The organism is Actinoallomurus acanthiterrae, assembly GCF_054775715.1.
Map to the genome: position 1 here is coordinate 4,693,680 of NZ_BAAHCO010000001.1, position 14,469 is coordinate 4,708,148.

Sequence of the window (14,469 nt, forward strand, 5' to 3'; positions counted from 1 at the left end):
CCGCGTCCTCACGAACGCGATAGCGCTGCCGGGGCCGTGCCCTCGTCGCCCGAGCGATTCGGGCGGCCTGTTCCCGACAGCAGGCGCGTGAAGACCTCCAAATGACGCCGGGCCGATTCGGCCCAGGTGAACCGCTGTGCGTTGGCCAGGCCATGAGTGCGCAACTCTGTGGCGAGGGCGTCATCGGTGAGGACGTCTCCTAGCGCCGCGGCGATCGACCCGGAATCGAGATCTCGTAGCAGAACGGCCGCCTGACCCGCGACTTCCGGCAGGGCGCCACGATCGGAGCAGATCACGGGTGTCCCGCACGCCATCGCCTCGATGACGGGCAGCCCGAACCCCTCGTGACTCGACGGGAGCGCGAAGACGGCGGCGGCGCGGAACAGCGGGGCGACCAGCTCCGCCGGGACCTGACCCAGGTATCGGACGTGCGGCGCGGTCGCCACGAGCCGCTCGACGGGCTCCGACCCGAGAAAGGGGCCGCCGGCGACGACCAGTTGGACCCCGAGCCTGGCGATCTCCGGCCGGCCGACCGCGTCGACGAGGGCTGGGATGTTCTTGCGGGGGTCGAGATTGCCGAGGTAGAGAACGAACCGTTCCGGCAGGCGGAGCTGGGCGAGGAGGTCGGCGTCCGCCGAACCGTCGGAATGGAAACGATCGGTGTCGACGCCGTGCGGGATGACGTGCAGGCGATGCTCAGGGACTCCGAACGCGCGCTCGATCTCGCCCGCAGAGCTGGCGGAGACGGTGACCACGGCATCAGCGGCGTGGGCCAGGCGGCTCACGCGTGCCCGCCAGGTGCGTTCCCAGAGCGTGCGCCGGATGCCCGGGACATGCTGGGGAACGCCGTGGATCGTCACCACGATCGGCAGCCGGCCCGCACTCAGCGCTCCGGTGTCCGCGGGGAAGTGCAGCAGATCGGCGTGCCGGTGGTCCACCGTACGCGGCCAGACGAACCCCTCGGCCGCCGCGTGGCAGAGCTGTCGAGCCGGCCCGCGGAGCGTGTCTCCGGGCGGCACGAGGAGCGTGTGCTCGACACCGAGCCGCTCCAGCCATCGGTAGAGGCTTTCCGCGTAGGTCGTGTTGCCGCCGACGTTGCGGCGCAGTACCTTCCCCGCCACCGCGACCCGAATCCGGTCGGTCACACTCTCTCCTTCACTGGTAGGGCCGGAGCTCCATAGGCCGCGGCCAGCCGCATCGCCTGGATCTCCGGCGTGTGCTCGCGCAACGCCGCGCGGCACCGGTTCGCGTGCTCGACCCGGTGCGCGGGATCGGTCATGCGGCGCACGGTCGCGGCGAGCGCCTCTGGGGTGCGGACGAGTCCGGGAAGCTCGAGCGCGGCCAGATCCGGTAGTGACCGCGCGACCAAGGGCAGTCCGGCTGCGGCCGCCTCCAGCATCGCCATGGTCGGCGCGACCTCCCAGAGCGCCGTGTGCACGTAGACGTGCGCCTGGCCGAGCCTGCGCAACACCTCATCCCGTGGCAACCATCCCGCGACGTGCACACCGGCGGACTCGAGCCGCACGCGGCGAGCGGGATCGCCGTCGCCGATCCACTCCCAGCGGATCGGCCAGCCGCGCCTGCGCGCCTCCCTGCTGGCCTCGGCGAGGAAATCCGGGTCCTTCTGCCGGCAGATCCGGCCTACGGCGACGGCGGCCACCTCATTCTCGGCCGGTCGCGCGGCCGGGATCACGGGCTGGGTCCGAACGGCATGCGGTACGCACACCACCTGCTGCCGTCCGCGCAGCATCCGGGCGAGCGCGGCCTCCCGGGGACTTGCCGCCGCCACCACGCCCGTTCGCCGCGCGAGGATGGACTCCGCGATACGGAACATCCCACGTACCCTCGGAAGCACATCGACACGTTCGAACGCATAACAGTGCGGCGAATAGACGATGCGTTCCGCCGGGATCGACGGGCAGCCACGAACGTAGATTCCGGCGTACGAGGAATGGGCGTGCACGATATCGGGCCGGATCAGGTTGTAGGCATGATGGATCGTGCGAATGCGCGCCGGGTGGCTCTCGGGCAGCCGCAGCCAGCCTCGCACCTGCCCGGCGAGTGTCACGCCGGTGTCCTCTCCATCGCGTGTCGCGGTGAGCAGCCAGTGGTCGAACGTGGGCGTCGCGCGGATATAGCCGGCGACGGCGCTGCTGACGCCACCGCCCCAGCATTCGACGACATGGATCACCGTGAACCGGCGCGTGAGTTCGGCCGACCGCGCGCCTTCCGGCTCACAATGCGCCGTTACCATTGACCACCGCACCAAGCGTCTTGAAGAGGATCCGTAGGTCCAAGCTCAGCGACCATTCCTCTACGTAGCGGAGATCCAGCTCCATCGCGTGCTGCCACGGCAGGGTCGAGCGGCCGCTGATCTGCCACAGGCCGGTCAGACCCGGTCGTACGGCGAGACGGCCGCGCTCTCGGCTCGTGTACAGCGCGACCTCGGCGTGGACCTGAGGACGGGGTCCGACCAGCGACATCTGGCCGAGTGCCACGTTCCAAAGCTGGGGGAGCTCGTCGAGGGACCATCGGCGCAGCCAGTGGCCGATCCGGGTCACGCGGGGGTCGTCGGGCACCTTGAAGAACGGTTCGTCGGCCCGTCCGTGGGTCCGCAAGAGGTCCGCGAGCTGGTCATCGGCGCCGACCCGCATCGAGCGGAACTTCCACATCCGGAACGGCCTGCCGTCGATTCCGATGCGCTCATGGACGAAAAGCACCGGTCCCGGACCGCTCAATCGCACCGCGACGGCGATGGCCACCAGAACGGGAGCGAGGACGAGCAGTGCGACAAGGGCGACCAGCCGGTCGATGGTGTGTTTCACGCGAAGTGCCGCTGGTCCACTCAGGGGACGTTTCTCGGGCTGCACTTCCGCCAAGCGCAGATGTGCCCCGACATCCTCAACGAGGCCGACATCATCGACGAGGTCGACGCTCTCGTCGACCGGCGCGTTCTGGCCTGACTGCGCGCTCGGTGTGGAAATGGACACTGTCGTCCTCCGGCATGGGTTGAATAATCGCGGCTCCCCGGCCCCAGATATATCGCCTACGTGCGAATGGACACTCCTTGCCCAAGATCAACACTTGGTCAGTTGACCGGAAATTATCTCTTGCGGTTCTTTCCTGGACTGTACGTATCCGGGGGCTGGTCGGTAAATACGGGACGCCATGGCTACAAACCATGCAACCGTGCCGCATGCCGTCCGCCGGCCCGAAAAACCAGGTAAGGCCGCATCGTGCACCAAATCGGATCAAGTCAGACCGAGAATCGTTTCCTGCGGACCCTCGTGCCGTGAGGCTCGTGCGGTCGTGGGTAGTGATCGAGTGGAAAATCGAAATCGAACGAATACCGGTGTGGGATTTGATGACGATCGGCCTGGCAAATAGCCTGGGTGCCCGGCGCGCGACGGCTTGGTTGGGGGTTGAGGACACCGATGTGCGGGATAGCGGGAATCGTGTCGATGGGTCATCCGGATTCCGGTCTTCTCCGCCGTATGTGCAAGGTGCTCGCGCACCGGGGGCCGGACGGTGCCGGCTTCCACGATGACGAACACGCCACACTCGGCATGCGGCGCCTCGCGATCATCGACGTGGCCGGTGGTGATCAGCCGGTTTACAGCGAGGACCGGACCGTGGTCGCGGTCTTCAACGGCGAGATCTACAATTACGCCGCATTGCGTCGTGAACTGCGGACCCATGGCCACCGTTTCGCCACGAACGGCGATACCGAGTGCCTTGTGCACCTGTATGAGGAATTCGGTGATGATCTGGTCCACCGGCTGCGTGGAATGTTCGCGTTCGCTATCTGGGACCGGACCAGGCGGCGGCTTCTCCTCGCCCGCGACCGGGTGGGCAAGAAGCCGCTGTTCTGGCGCTCCGACGGTGCCACGCTATGGTTCGGCTCGGAGCTCAAGGCACTCATGCAGGACGACGCGGCGCGTCACGAGGTCGACCTGGTGGCGCTGCACCACTACCTGACGTATCAGTACGTACCCGCCCCTTGGTCCATTCTCCGCGGGATTCACAAACTGCCGCCGGGCCACCTGCTCTCCTGGCAGGACGGCGTCGCCGTGACGAGTCGTTACTGGCGCCTCGACTGCACGCCGCGCGAGGTCACGTCCGAAGAGCACGCCGCCGAACAGCTTCGCGATCACCTGCTCGAAGCGACGCGCGTCCGCATGGTGAGCGAACGGCCGCTGGGAGCCTTCCTCTCCGGCGGGCTCGACTCCTCGGCGGTCGTCGCCGCGATGGCCAGGCAGAGCGGCGAGCGCGTCAAGACGTTCAGCATCGGTTTCGACGAGGAAGAGTTCGACGAACGACGCTACGCGCGCATGCTGGCCCGGCGTTACGCCACCGACCACCACGAGATGGTCGTCACCCCGTCCGCGCTCGACGTGCTGCCGACGCTGTCCTGGCACTATGACGAGCCGTTCGCGGACTCTTCGGCGATCCCCACCTTCTACGTCGCGCGGATGAGCAGCGAGCAGGTGACGGTGATCCTCAACGGGGACGGCGGCGACGAGCTGTTCGGCGGCTACCTGCGCTATCTGCTCATGTCGCACGCCGGCCGGATACCCGCGGTCCCGTTCCTGAGAGGCCGGCTCGACCGGGTCGGCTCCGCACTCTCGGCCCGCTGCGCCCCGCGCTCGGCGCTACAGCGGGCGGGCCGGGCGGTGGAGCTCCTGGGTCACCCGACGCCACGGCGCTACGCACGGCTCATGTCCTACTTCACTCCTGAGCAGAAGACGGCCCTCTACTCGGACGCGCTGCGTACGCGGCTGGCGGAGGTGGACAGCTACGACCTGTTCGACGAGGCGTTCGCCGCCTCCCGCGCCGCCTCCGACGTCTGTCGTGTCATGGACGTCGACGTCAACACCTACCTTCCCGGCGACCTCCTGGTGAAGGTGGACATCGCCACGATGGCCAACTCCCTGGAGGCGCGTTCCCCGTTCCTGGACCACCACCTGATGGAGTGGGCGGCCGGGCTGCCGGCCCGGCTGAAGGTCCGTTCGGGCACGACGAAGTACCTGCTGAAGAAGGCGGTCGCGGACTGGCTGCCGCCCGCGCTCGTGACGCGGCCCAAGATGGGGTTCGGCGTGCCGCTCGGGCGGTGGCTCCGCACCGAGCTGTCGGAGCTCTCGTGGGACGTGCTGACGGACGGCACGGCGAGGTCGCGGGGGCTGTTCCGGCCCGAGGCGGTGCGGGAGATGCTGAGGCGGCACGCGAACGGGCATGACCACGCCAACCGGATCTGGGCGCTCATCCAGTTCGAGCTGTGGTGCCGTGCCTTCCTCGATCCACCTGGAACGAGCGCTTCGCCTTCGGGGTCCCGGCCGTGAACCGACGCGCCGCCTTCATGGTCCCCGGGCCGGTGCGGTGAACCGAGAAGCTCGGCAGGCCGCCGAGACCCTTGGCGTCTACGCCGCCAGATTCCTTCTCGGCGCGCTCATGAGCGTGGTCGTGAACCGGTCGCTGGGGCCCGAGGGGCGCGGCACCTACGCGGTGCTGATGACCGTCGCGACGGTCGCCCTCCACCTCGGTCATCTGTCGGTCGAGGAGTCGCACGTCGCGCTGTGGCCGCGAGTCCGCGACAGCGCTCTCATCACCGCCAACTGCGTGCTCTTCGGCATGGCGCTCGGATGTGTCTGCGCGATCGCCGCCGGCATCGTGGTCGAGGGCCTGGGGCCCGGTGTCGTGCCGGTCGGGGACAGCGGCCTGCTGCTCCTTGCGCTGGCTTGGATCCCCTGCGCCATGACCGAGAAGCTGCTCGCTCGGCTGATGGTCCTGAGGGCGCGCATCGACGTCAACAACTGGAGCGGCCTGCTCAGCGTTGGCGTGCACTGCGCGGCGCTGATCGGCCTGGCCGCCATGGCGAAGCTGACACTCTGGTGGATCGTCGCGCTGTGGACGATGTCCGCCGCGCTGCCGCTGGCGGTCCTGCTGCCCGCCGCCCGCCCGAGGCTGCGGCACTGCGACGCCGGCGTGGCGCGCCGGGCGCTCCGTCTGGGGTTGCGCTACCACACCGGCCTCGTCTCGATGTTCCTCCTGCTGCGCGCCGACATCCTGATGCTGGGTGCGATGACGACGACCGTGGAGGTGGGGCTCTACGCGGCGGCGGTGATGCTCATGGAACTCGGCAGGGTGCCTCCTGACATCGTCGCGAACCTCGCCATGCCCCGGCAACTGGAGGACGACGAGCGGACGGCCGCCGCGTTCACCGTCGACTCCACGAGGGTCGCCGCGCTCGTGGCCACCGGCTCCGTCGCGCTGCTGTGCGCCACCGCGCCCTTCGTCGTTCCGGCGGTCTACGGGCCCGCGTTCACGGGGAGCATCGGCCCGCTTCTCGGGCTGGCGCCGGGCCTGTGGCTGATCGGGGCGACCAGACCGGTCGGCGCCTTCCTGCTCCGGCTGGACCGTCCCCTGTTGAGTTCGGTGACGACGGTCGTGGCCCTCACGGTCAACGTGGGCCTGAATCTCGCGCTGATCCCATCGTGCGGAGCCGTCGGCTCCGCCCTCGCCTCCAGCGTGGGTTACGGCGTACTCGCGGCCTTGCAGGTCCTGTGGTTCCTGCGGGTCACGCGAACCCCGCCGCGTCAGCTCATTCCCCGGCGGTCCGACCTCCGCTACGCGCTCACCGCGGGAGCGCGGTGATGTACGGCGACGCGGAGGCGGGACCCTCCGACATCTCGCGTGCCCCGTCTTCGATCGCGTCGGCGAGGATGTCGTCGAGTGAGTATCGCGGAGTCCAGCCGGTCAGGGCGTGGAGCTTCGCCGTGTCCGGAACCTTCCGGTGCATGTCCTCGTACCCGGGCCCGTACGCCTGGTCGTAGGGAAGCAGCCGGATCGGCGACGTGCTCCCGGAGCGCGCGATGATCATCTCGGCGAGATCACGAATGCTGATCTCCTGCGACGACCCGACGTTGAACGTCTGCCCGACCGCCGCCGGCTCGCTCATGAGCGGGAGGATCGCGTCCACGACGTCCCTGACATGGGCGAAACAGCGCGTCTGCCGTCCGTCCCCGAAGACCGTCAGGGGCTCGTTACGCAGGGCCTGCCGGACCAGGCGCGGGACGACCATGCCGTACATCGGGCTCTGCCTGGGGCCGACCGTGTTGAAGAGGCGGACCACGACCGTGGGGAGACCGCGTTCCCGGTGGTAGCAGGTCGCGAGGATCTCGCCGACGGCCTTGGCCGTGCTGTACGCCCAGCGCAGGACGGAAGGGCTGCCGAGAATCATGTCGGCGGTCTCCGTCAGGGGATGGAGTGAGTTCTTCCCGTAGATGTCCGAGGTGCTGGTGACGAGGATCTTGCGGCGGTAACGGTGCGCGGCCTTGATCACGATTTCCGCGCCGCGGATGTTCGTGGTCAGCGATCTCAGCGGCTGCTCGACCACGAGCTTCACTCCGACCGCGGCGGCCATGTGGATCACCACGTCGCACTCGTGTACGAGTTCGTCGACCAGGAGCTCATCGAGCACGGAGCCGTGCACGAGGCGGAAGGCGGGGTGCCGGATGACCGTGGCGAGGTTCGCCGATCGGCCCGTCGACAGGGTGTCCAGGACGACGACCGAGTCGCCGCGTGCGAGTAGGGCCTCGACGAGATGCGAGCCGATGAAGCCGGCTCCGCCCGTCACCAGGTATCTCGTCCCGTTGTCTTCCGGCATGCCGCGCCTCCCGGGATTCCGTCGTCGTCGCTGCGGATGCGGCCGATTTCCGCGTACGGCATGGGCGGCGGGAATTTCGCTCCCGCCACCCATACCGGCCCATTGCCGATTCCTGGTACCGCCACAGAAGACGGCAGAGCCTTCGGGTCAGGAGCAGCCGGGAATGCTGCCCACGGGCCTGCAGTTGTTGGGATTGTTGGCGATCACCAGGCTCCCGGCGAGCGTCACCGTCCCGGGCCCGGGACGGTCGAAGATCCCGCCGCCGTCGGAGGCACTGTTGCGCTTGACGAGCGTCCGCACGAGCAGTGCTCTTCCGCCGACGCCGTTCAACAACCCGCCGCCTTCGAACCTGGCGACGTTGTCGTCGAGTGTCGTCTGGACCAGCCTGGCGGTGCCGCCCTGCTCGTTGTAGATGCCGCCGCCGCTCGTGTTGGCGGTGTTGGCGGTGATGCGAGACTTATCCGTCTCGAGCCGGCCGTCGCTGTAGATGCCGGCGCCACCACCGCCGAAACCGTTGGGATGACGCGTCGTGTTCCTTTCGACCAGGGTCAAAATAAGGATGAGCGAGCCGCTGTCGTTGGCGATGCCGGCGCCGTTGTCCGCCGTGCTGTTCCGCACCGTGACCGATCTCAGGACAATGGTGCCGCGCGCGCTGAGGATGGCACCGCCGGGGAAGACCCCGGCGTCGCCGCCCTCGATGAAGATGCCCGCGACGTCCAAGCGCGCGCCGGCGGCCACCTCGATCAGGCGGAACGGCCCGCCTCCGGTGCGCCGAATGTGCGTGGACGGCCCCCCGAAGATGGTGATGTTCCCGGTGATGATGGGCAATGCGTCCCCGCCGCGCGTCCCGGTCTCCGCCGCGGTGGTGAAGTCGTAATTGCAGTTCGGGACCAGTCGGATCGTGCCGTGACCGGCCGCGTTGGCGTTGGTGACCGCTGTCACGAGCCCTGACGCCCCGCCTGAAGGTCCGCTGCACGGCACCGTCACGACCTGCTGGGCATTGGCCGAGGATGGCGATGCCGCCGCCCCCGCCCCGATCAGCGTGGCAGCCGCTACGCTGCCAGCTGTTCTAGCGAATGAACCCATGAGGCTCCCCCCGGAACAGAATGGACATTCCTCTTGTCGGTGATGAATTGTCCTAGCGGCACCGCCGACAGCAAGAAGAGAAACATTGCGGAGGCTATCACGCTGCCATAGACGCCGGTTCTTTGGAATTCTTGAACATTGTTGACTCATATTTTCACGTGTTCGCCGACGACTGCCACCGGTGAAGTGGCTTGGGCGGCTGTAGCATGACGGACGGCACAGGTGGACGGTGGTTCGGCCGAGCTATGGTCGCAAAAAGTAATTACCTGGCCCGGAGAAATGGGCCGCGACTTTCGGTACGGAAGGATTGTCCGCCTGGTCGTCGAGCGCGGTCAGAGACGCTCGGGTTCGCAGTCGAAATCGGCTGGGGCGCCGGTGCGGTAGAGGCGCGTGACGACGTCCTCGATATCGGGTTCGCGCAGGGCGATGTCCTCGACGTCGTAACGGGCGGCGACGGCGGCGACCACGGCCGCGGCGTTCTCGGCGGGCGGTATCGCCAGCCACTGCCGAGGGCCGTCCGTACGGACGAGACGGGCGCCGTCGACCTCGATCGGCGCCTGCGGGGCGGCGAGGTCGACGACGAGGATCCGGTCGGCGTCGGCGGTGGCCCGCAGGCGCTCCAGCGAGCCGTCGTACGCCAGCCGGCCATGGTCGATCACCATGACGCGGCGGCAGAGGCGTTCGATGTCGCCGAGGTCGTGGGTGGTGAGCAGGATCGTCGTTCCCCGCTCGGCGCCCAGCCGGGACAGGAAGGCGCGGACGGTGGCCTTGCTGATGACGTCGAGGCCGATGGTCGGCTCGTCGAGGACCAGGATCTCCGGGTCGTGCACCAGCGCCGCGGCGAGATCGCCGCGCATCCGCTGCCCCAGGCTGAGCTGCCGGACCGGCGTGTCGAGGAACGCGCCGAGCTCGAGCACCTCGGTCAGCTCGGCCAGCCGGGTCCGGTGCGTGGCACGGTCGACGCGGTAGAGGTGACGGATGAGGGTGAGGCTGTCGCGCAGCGGCAGGTCCCACCACAGGGTGGTGCGCTGGCCGAACACCACGCCGATCCGACGGGCCAGGGCCGTGCGCTGCCGCGCCGGGTCGAGACCGGCGACGCGCACCCGCCCGGAAGACGGTGTGAGGATGCCGGTAAGCATCTTGATGGTCGTCGACTTCCCGGCGCCGTTCGGCCCGAGGTAGCCGACGAACTCCCCGGCACCGACGGTGAACGAGATCCCGTCGACCGCGTCGACGTTCACCCGTGTGCGGCGGAGCCGTCCGGTGCGCCGCCGCACGGCGAACGTCTTGCGGACGTTCTCGACCTCCAGCATGTGGTCAGCTCCCCGTCGATCGGTAACGCCGCAGGCCCGTGCGCCAGGTCACGGCGGCCAGTACGGACAGCGCCGCCGCGACCAGCGGCGACGCGAAACGGAAGAACACCGGCAGGCCGAGCGGGTCGGGTCGGCCGAGGACGTACAGCGCCGGCTGCCAGTTGACGAACGCCAGCGGCACGACCCAGGTCAGCCCGCGCAGGACGTCGCGGCCGAAGATGCTGAGCGGGTACTGGGTGAGGTAGGCGCCGCCGTACGTGAGCGAGTTCATCGCCTGCTTGCCGTCGACGATCGCGAACTGCCACGTCGCGCTGAGCACCCACAGCGCGGCGTAGATCCAGTAGCCGCCGGCGAGCATCAGCGGGACCGTCGCGACGCGGCCCGGTGTCCAGGCCACGTCGAGCCGGGCGAGGGCGAGGAGGAGCACCGTCCCCGTCGGCACGAGCTTGCCGAGCCGGCGCGGGGAGAAGTCCTCGGTGGCGAGCTGCAGCAGCGGCCCGACCGGCCGGACCAGCAGCGTGTCCAGCGTGCCCTGGCGGATGTGCTCGCCGAGCCGGTCGGTCGAGCCGAACGTGAGGTCGGCGAACGCGAAGGAGACTCCCGCCGTGCCGTACAGGAACATCACCTCGGGCAGGGAGAACCCGCCGAGCCGGGACGTGTGCGCGAAGATGATCAGGATGGCGGCGAGGTCGAGCGACGTGACGACCGCCTGGGCGACGATCAGCATGACCATCGACGCCGGGTACTGCGCGGCCGCCCGCAGCCACGTGCCGGCGAGCAGAAGGTAGGTCCGTACCGCCTCAACCACCGTGGATCACCAGCCTGCGCTGTGCCGCCACGGTCAGCAGCCGCCCGGCGACGAGCAGCGCCACGGCCCACGCCGCCTGGAAGGCGTATGCGCCCAGCGGATCGGCCCGCTTGCCGAGGAACACGTCCGCGGGCACCTGGATCAGCGCCGCCCACGGCAGGACACGGGCGACCGCGGCGAGCGGGCCGGGGAAGATCACCAGCGGGATGATCATGCCGGAGAAGAACATCGTGGTCACCAGCGAGATCGCCGTGACCCCACGGTCGTCGTGGATCCAGAAGACGGCCAGGGAGTACAGGTAGCGCAGCCCGAAGCTCACCAGCATGGCCAGCAGGACCGCCACGGCGAAGGCCGCCCACCGGCCCGGAGACGGCGGCCAGCGCAGCGAGAACGCCAGTCCGCCGACGATCAGGGGGGGAGCGCCGCGCGACAGCACCGCGAACGCCGCGCGCCCCAGGTCGTCCGCGAGCCACCAGCCCTGCAGGTCCACCGGCCGGTGCAGGTCGATCGCGATGTCACCGGTACGGATCCGCTCGGTCAGGTCGAGGCTGCCACCGAACACCCGCACCGGCTCGATCAGCGCCTGCGTGAGGAAGCTGAACGTCACCGCGTCGGCGACGTCGTACCCGCCGAGCGCCGGCCGGGCCCGCCACACGGCGATCAGCACGAACGCCCGCAGGAAGCCGAAGACGGTGTTGGTGAACGTCGCGGAGACGGCCGCCACCCGGTAGGTGCTGTAGCGCCGGAACGCGTACGCCGCGACCCAGGCGTACCGGAGCGGCGCGTGAGGGGAGGGTGCCGCCCGTGCCAGCATGCCGGGACTCCGCAAGGCGACCTCCTCATCACCGACCGTGATTGCTGTGGGCGCGCGCGAACCGCCCGGGACGCCGGGCTCCCGCGGCCGGTTTCACACCGTACGGCGCGGGCGGCCGATCGGCCAGTGGATTACGGCCGCCCCGGCGCCCGCGCCGCGGGGTCGGGATCAGCCGGTTCCCAGGGCCTTGCGGAGGGTGCGGACGGCCTGCTCGATGGCGGCGGTCGACGCGTTGGTCGTACGGACCGGGTTGAGCATCATGAAGTCGTGGATGATGCCGTTGTAGCGCACGCTCGTGGTCGGGACCCCCGCCTGGACGAGCCGGCGCGCGTAGGCCTCGCCCTCGTCGCGCAGCACGTCGTTCTCATCGACGATCACCAGGGCCGGCGGCAGGCCGGCGAGGTCCTCGAGCTCCGCGCGGAGCGGTGAGGCGGTGATCTCCGCCCGCTGCGCGGGATCGGTGGTGTAGGCGTCCCAGAACCAGGCCATGGCGTTGGCGGTCAGGAAGGGCCCGTCCGCGAACTCCCGGTAGCTGCCGGTGTCCTGCGCGGCGTCGGTCACCGGGTAGTACAGCGACTGGTGCACGAAGGTCACGTCGCCCCGGCGCTTGGCGAGGATGGCCAGGGCGGTGGCCATGTTGCCGCCGACCGAGTCGCCGGCGACGGCCAGCCGAGAGGGGTCGAGGCCCTCGTCGGCGCCGTTCCGGGTGATCCACTGCGCGGTGGCGTACGCCTGCTCGAGCGCGACCGGGTACCCCGCCTCGGGCGACCGGTCGTACTCGACGAAGACGATGGCGGCGCCGGCGCCGACGGCGAGTTCGCGAACCAGGCGGTCGTGGGTGCCGGCGTTGCCGAGGATCCAGCCGCCGCCGTGGACGTAGAGGACGGCCGGCAGCGGACCGGCGGCCCCGGGCGGCTTGACGATCCGGACCCGCACGTCGCCGACCTCCGCCGGAACGGTGATCCACTTGTCGTCGACGCCGGGCTTGTCGATCGGTGCGGCCTGGATGTCGTCGAGGACCTTACGGGCGTCCTCCACGCCGAGTTCGTACAGGAAGGGCGGCTTGGACGTGGCGTCCGCGAGCTGCTGCGCCGCCGCCTCGAGAACCGGATCGCTCATGACATCGCTCCTTGGTAACGGTGAGTAGTCCGTCTCCTTGTGGAGCTACCCCTGTGGAGCGGGTCTTCGAACCATGCGCCATGAGCGGTGGCCGGGGACCCCGTCGGATCCCCGGCCAGAGGTAGGTCAGCCCTGCGGCAGGGCCGGCTTGCCGGGGGACCAGAGCCAGGTCGTGAAGAACCCGCTCAGGTCCTGCCCGGAGATCTTCTGGGCGAGCGCCGTGAACTGCTGGGTGGTGGCGTTGCCGTGCCGGTGCTCGGCCGCCCAGGTCTGCAGCGTCTTGAAGAAGGCCTCATCGCCGATCTTCTCCCGCAGGAACTGCAGCACCATGGCGCCGCCGCTGTAGACGCGGTCGTGGAACATGGTGTCGCGCTTCGGGTCGGCGATCACGACGTTCCACCAGCTGTCGTTCGCGGCGTGGCCGTTGTAGATCGCCCGAGCCTGGTCGTGCAGCGTCGTGCCGCCGTGCTTCTCGTTCCAGTAGTAGTGCGAGAAGGTGGCGAAGCTCTCGTTCAGCCAGATGTTCTGCCAGGTCTTCACCGAGACGCTGTCACCGAACCACTGGTGCGCCAGCTCGTGCGCGATCGTGGTCGTGTTGCGCACGTCCGAGTACAGCGGCCGGGTCTGGGTCTCCAGGGAGAAGCCGATCGCCTTGCCGTTGTACGTCGCCAGGTCGGCGATCGCGCCCGTCGAGTCGAACGGGAACTTCCCGTACTGCTTGACCCACAGGTCGGTGGCCTCGCCCGTGGTGTCCCAGAAGAACTTGATCGGGTCCGGGTGGTTCGGGTCACGGCCCTTGAGCTTCGGGTCCACGGCGATCGTCTCGGGGATGCCGCCGGGCGTCTTGCCGGTCTTGAACTCCCACTTGCCGATGTCGGCGGTGGCGAGGTAGGTCGCCATCGGCGCCTTCTCGTCCCAGACGAACGTGGTCTTGGACCCCTTCGTCTTGTGGGAGACCAGCCGGCCGTTCGCGATCACGCCGAGGTCCTTGGGCACCGTCACCTTGAAGGTGAAGGCGGCCTTGTCGGACGGGTGGTCGTTGCTCGGGAACCACGTGGACGCGGCGTTCGGCTCGTCGCCCATGAACGCCCCGTCATCGGTGTGGACGAAGCCGTACGGGGAGCCGAAGACGATGGGGGAGCCCACGATGGTCTGCGGGACGCCGCCGTACGTCACCGTGGCGGTTAAGCGCTTGTTCTTCCGGATGCCGCTCTTCGGCGTGATGACCAGTTCCTGGCCCTTGCGGGTGAACTTGGCCTTGTGCCCGTTGACGGCGACCTTCGTGACCGTCAGCTGCTGCAGGTCCAGGTCGAACCGGGACAGGTTCTGCGTGGCCCGCGCGGTCATCGTGACGACACCGTCGAGACGCTTGGTCGAGGGGTTGTACTTCAGGTCGAGCCCGTAGTGCAGGGCGTCGTATCCGCCGTTGCCCTCGAGGGGGAAGTACGGGTCGCCGATGCCCGGTGCGCCGGGGGAGAAGTGGGGCCGCGCCGCGGCGGACGCGGCGGGGGTGATGGCCGCCACGGAGGCGAGGGTCGCGCCGACCGCCACCAGACGGGATGTTCTGCGCATGTGGGGGGTTTCCTCGTGCAGAAGATCAAATTGGACCTTGCGACTCTGGCGTACGCGTGCGGGGATTGTCCAGAGTGTGGGCCAGAGGTGGCCT

General features: G+C 69.0%; 13 protein-coding genes. 3 read left to right on the forward strand and 10 right to left on the reverse strand.

Annotated features, from left to right (window positions below):
* Positions 1–8: 8 nt before the first annotated feature.
* The 3 genes from ACYVF7_RS22575 to ACYVF7_RS22585 are packed head-to-tail and all read right to left on the reverse strand — an operon-like array spanning position 9 to position 2,825.
* The gene (locus ACYVF7_RS22575; protein WP_460343944.1) at positions 9–1,145 is read right to left on the reverse strand and encodes a glycosyltransferase family 4 protein; all 1,137 of its coding nucleotides are present in this window, start codon (positions 1,143–1,145) and stop codon (positions 9–11) included.
* Positions 1,142–2,254, reverse strand: a complete 1,113-nt coding sequence (locus tag ACYVF7_RS22580) for a glycosyltransferase family 4 protein (RefSeq protein WP_460343947.1) — start codon at positions 2,252–2,254, stop codon at positions 1,142–1,144. Before ACYVF7_RS22580 ends, ACYVF7_RS22575 begins: the two co-directional genes overlap by 4 nt.
* Positions 2,235–2,825, reverse strand: a complete 591-nt coding sequence (locus ACYVF7_RS22585) for a sugar transferase (protein ID WP_460343949.1) — start codon at positions 2,823–2,825, stop codon at positions 2,235–2,237. The genes ACYVF7_RS22580 and ACYVF7_RS22585 overlap by 20 nt, the downstream gene beginning before the upstream one ends.
* Here ACYVF7_RS22585 and ACYVF7_RS22590 point away from each other — a divergent pair.
* The 3 genes from ACYVF7_RS22590 to ACYVF7_RS22600 all read left to right on the forward strand — a co-directional run bounded on the left by ACYVF7_RS22590 (position 2,817) and on the right by ACYVF7_RS22600 (position 6,651).
* Positions 2,817–2,963 (forward strand): hypothetical protein, encoded by a 147-nt coding sequence (locus ACYVF7_RS22590; protein ID WP_460343952.1) that lies wholly within the window; start codon positions 2,817–2,819, stop codon positions 2,961–2,963. The two genes, ACYVF7_RS22585 and ACYVF7_RS22590, sit on opposite strands and share 9 nt — an antisense overlap.
* Before the next feature lie 471 nt (positions 2,964–3,434).
* Positions 3,435–5,339 (forward strand): asparagine synthase (glutamine-hydrolyzing), encoded by a 1,905-nt coding sequence (gene asnB, locus ACYVF7_RS22595; RefSeq protein ID WP_460343955.1) that lies wholly within the window; start codon positions 3,435–3,437, stop codon positions 5,337–5,339.
* 37 nt (positions 5,340–5,376) lie between these two features.
* Entirely contained in the window at positions 5,377–6,651 is a 1,275-nt protein-coding gene (locus ACYVF7_RS22600) for a lipopolysaccharide biosynthesis protein (protein ID WP_460343958.1), read from the forward strand.
* Here ACYVF7_RS22600 and ACYVF7_RS22605 read toward each other — a convergent pair.
* The 7 genes from ACYVF7_RS22605 to ACYVF7_RS22635 all read right to left on the reverse strand — a co-directional run bounded on the left by ACYVF7_RS22605 (position 6,632) and on the right by ACYVF7_RS22635 (position 14,375).
* The gene (locus tag ACYVF7_RS22605) at positions 6,632–7,663 is read right to left on the reverse strand and encodes an NAD-dependent epimerase/dehydratase family protein (RefSeq protein ID WP_460343961.1); all 1,032 of its coding nucleotides are present in this window, start codon (positions 7,661–7,663) and stop codon (positions 6,632–6,634) included. The two genes, ACYVF7_RS22600 and ACYVF7_RS22605, sit on opposite strands and share 20 nt — an antisense overlap.
* A gap of 147 nt (positions 7,664–7,810) precedes the next feature.
* Positions 7,811–8,605, reverse strand: coding sequence for a hypothetical protein (locus ACYVF7_RS22610; RefSeq protein WP_460343964.1), 795 nt, complete (start codon positions 8,603–8,605; stop codon positions 7,811–7,813).
* Between the two features lie 476 nt (positions 8,606–9,081).
* Positions 9,082–10,062: an ABC transporter ATP-binding protein gene (locus tag ACYVF7_RS22615; protein WP_460343967.1), complete on the reverse strand. Its 981-nt coding sequence runs from the start codon at positions 10,060–10,062 to the stop codon at positions 9,082–9,084.
* A 4-nt stretch (positions 10,063–10,066) separates the two neighbouring features.
* A complete protein-coding gene (locus tag ACYVF7_RS22620; RefSeq protein ID WP_460343970.1) occupies positions 10,067–10,870 on the reverse strand; it encodes an ABC transporter permease in 804 nt (267 codons plus the stop codon).
* Entirely contained in the window at positions 10,863–11,699 is an 837-nt protein-coding gene (locus tag ACYVF7_RS22625) for an ABC transporter permease (RefSeq protein ID WP_460343973.1), read from the reverse strand. The genes ACYVF7_RS22620 and ACYVF7_RS22625 overlap by 8 nt, the downstream gene beginning before the upstream one ends.
* A 153-nt stretch (positions 11,700–11,852) precedes the next feature.
* A complete protein-coding gene (locus ACYVF7_RS22630) occupies positions 11,853–12,803 on the reverse strand; it encodes an alpha/beta hydrolase (RefSeq protein ID WP_460343977.1) in 951 nt (316 codons plus the stop codon).
* Between the two features lie 126 nt (positions 12,804–12,929).
* Entirely contained in the window at positions 12,930–14,375 is a 1,446-nt protein-coding gene (locus tag ACYVF7_RS22635) for a M1 family metallopeptidase (RefSeq protein ID WP_460343980.1), read from the reverse strand.
* Positions 14,376–14,469: the final 94 nt, after the last annotated feature.

Bases quoted from the DNA above. Each gene is read 5' to 3' on its own strand.
- ACYVF7_RS22605 (WP_460343961.1), bottom strand. From the start codon at position 7,663: ATGCCGGAAGACAACGGGACGAGATACCTGGTGACGGGCGGAGCCGGC.
- ACYVF7_RS22615 (WP_460343967.1), bottom strand. From the start codon at position 10,062: ATGCTGGAGGTCGAGAACGTCCGCAAGACGTTCGCCGTGCGGCGGCGC.
- asnB (WP_460343955.1), top strand. From the start codon at position 3,435: ATGTGCGGGATAGCGGGAATCGTGTCGATGGGTCATCCGGATTCCGGT.
- ACYVF7_RS22635 (WP_460343980.1), bottom strand. From the start codon at position 14,375: ATGCGCAGAACATCCCGTCTGGTGGCGGTCGGCGCGACCCTCGCCTCC.
- ACYVF7_RS22630 (WP_460343977.1), bottom strand. From the start codon at position 12,803: ATGAGCGATCCGGTTCTCGAGGCGGCGGCGCAGCAGCTCGCGGACGCC.
- ACYVF7_RS22580 (WP_460343947.1), bottom strand. From the start codon at position 2,254: ATGGTAACGGCGCATTGTGAGCCGGAAGGCGCGCGGTCGGCCGAACTC.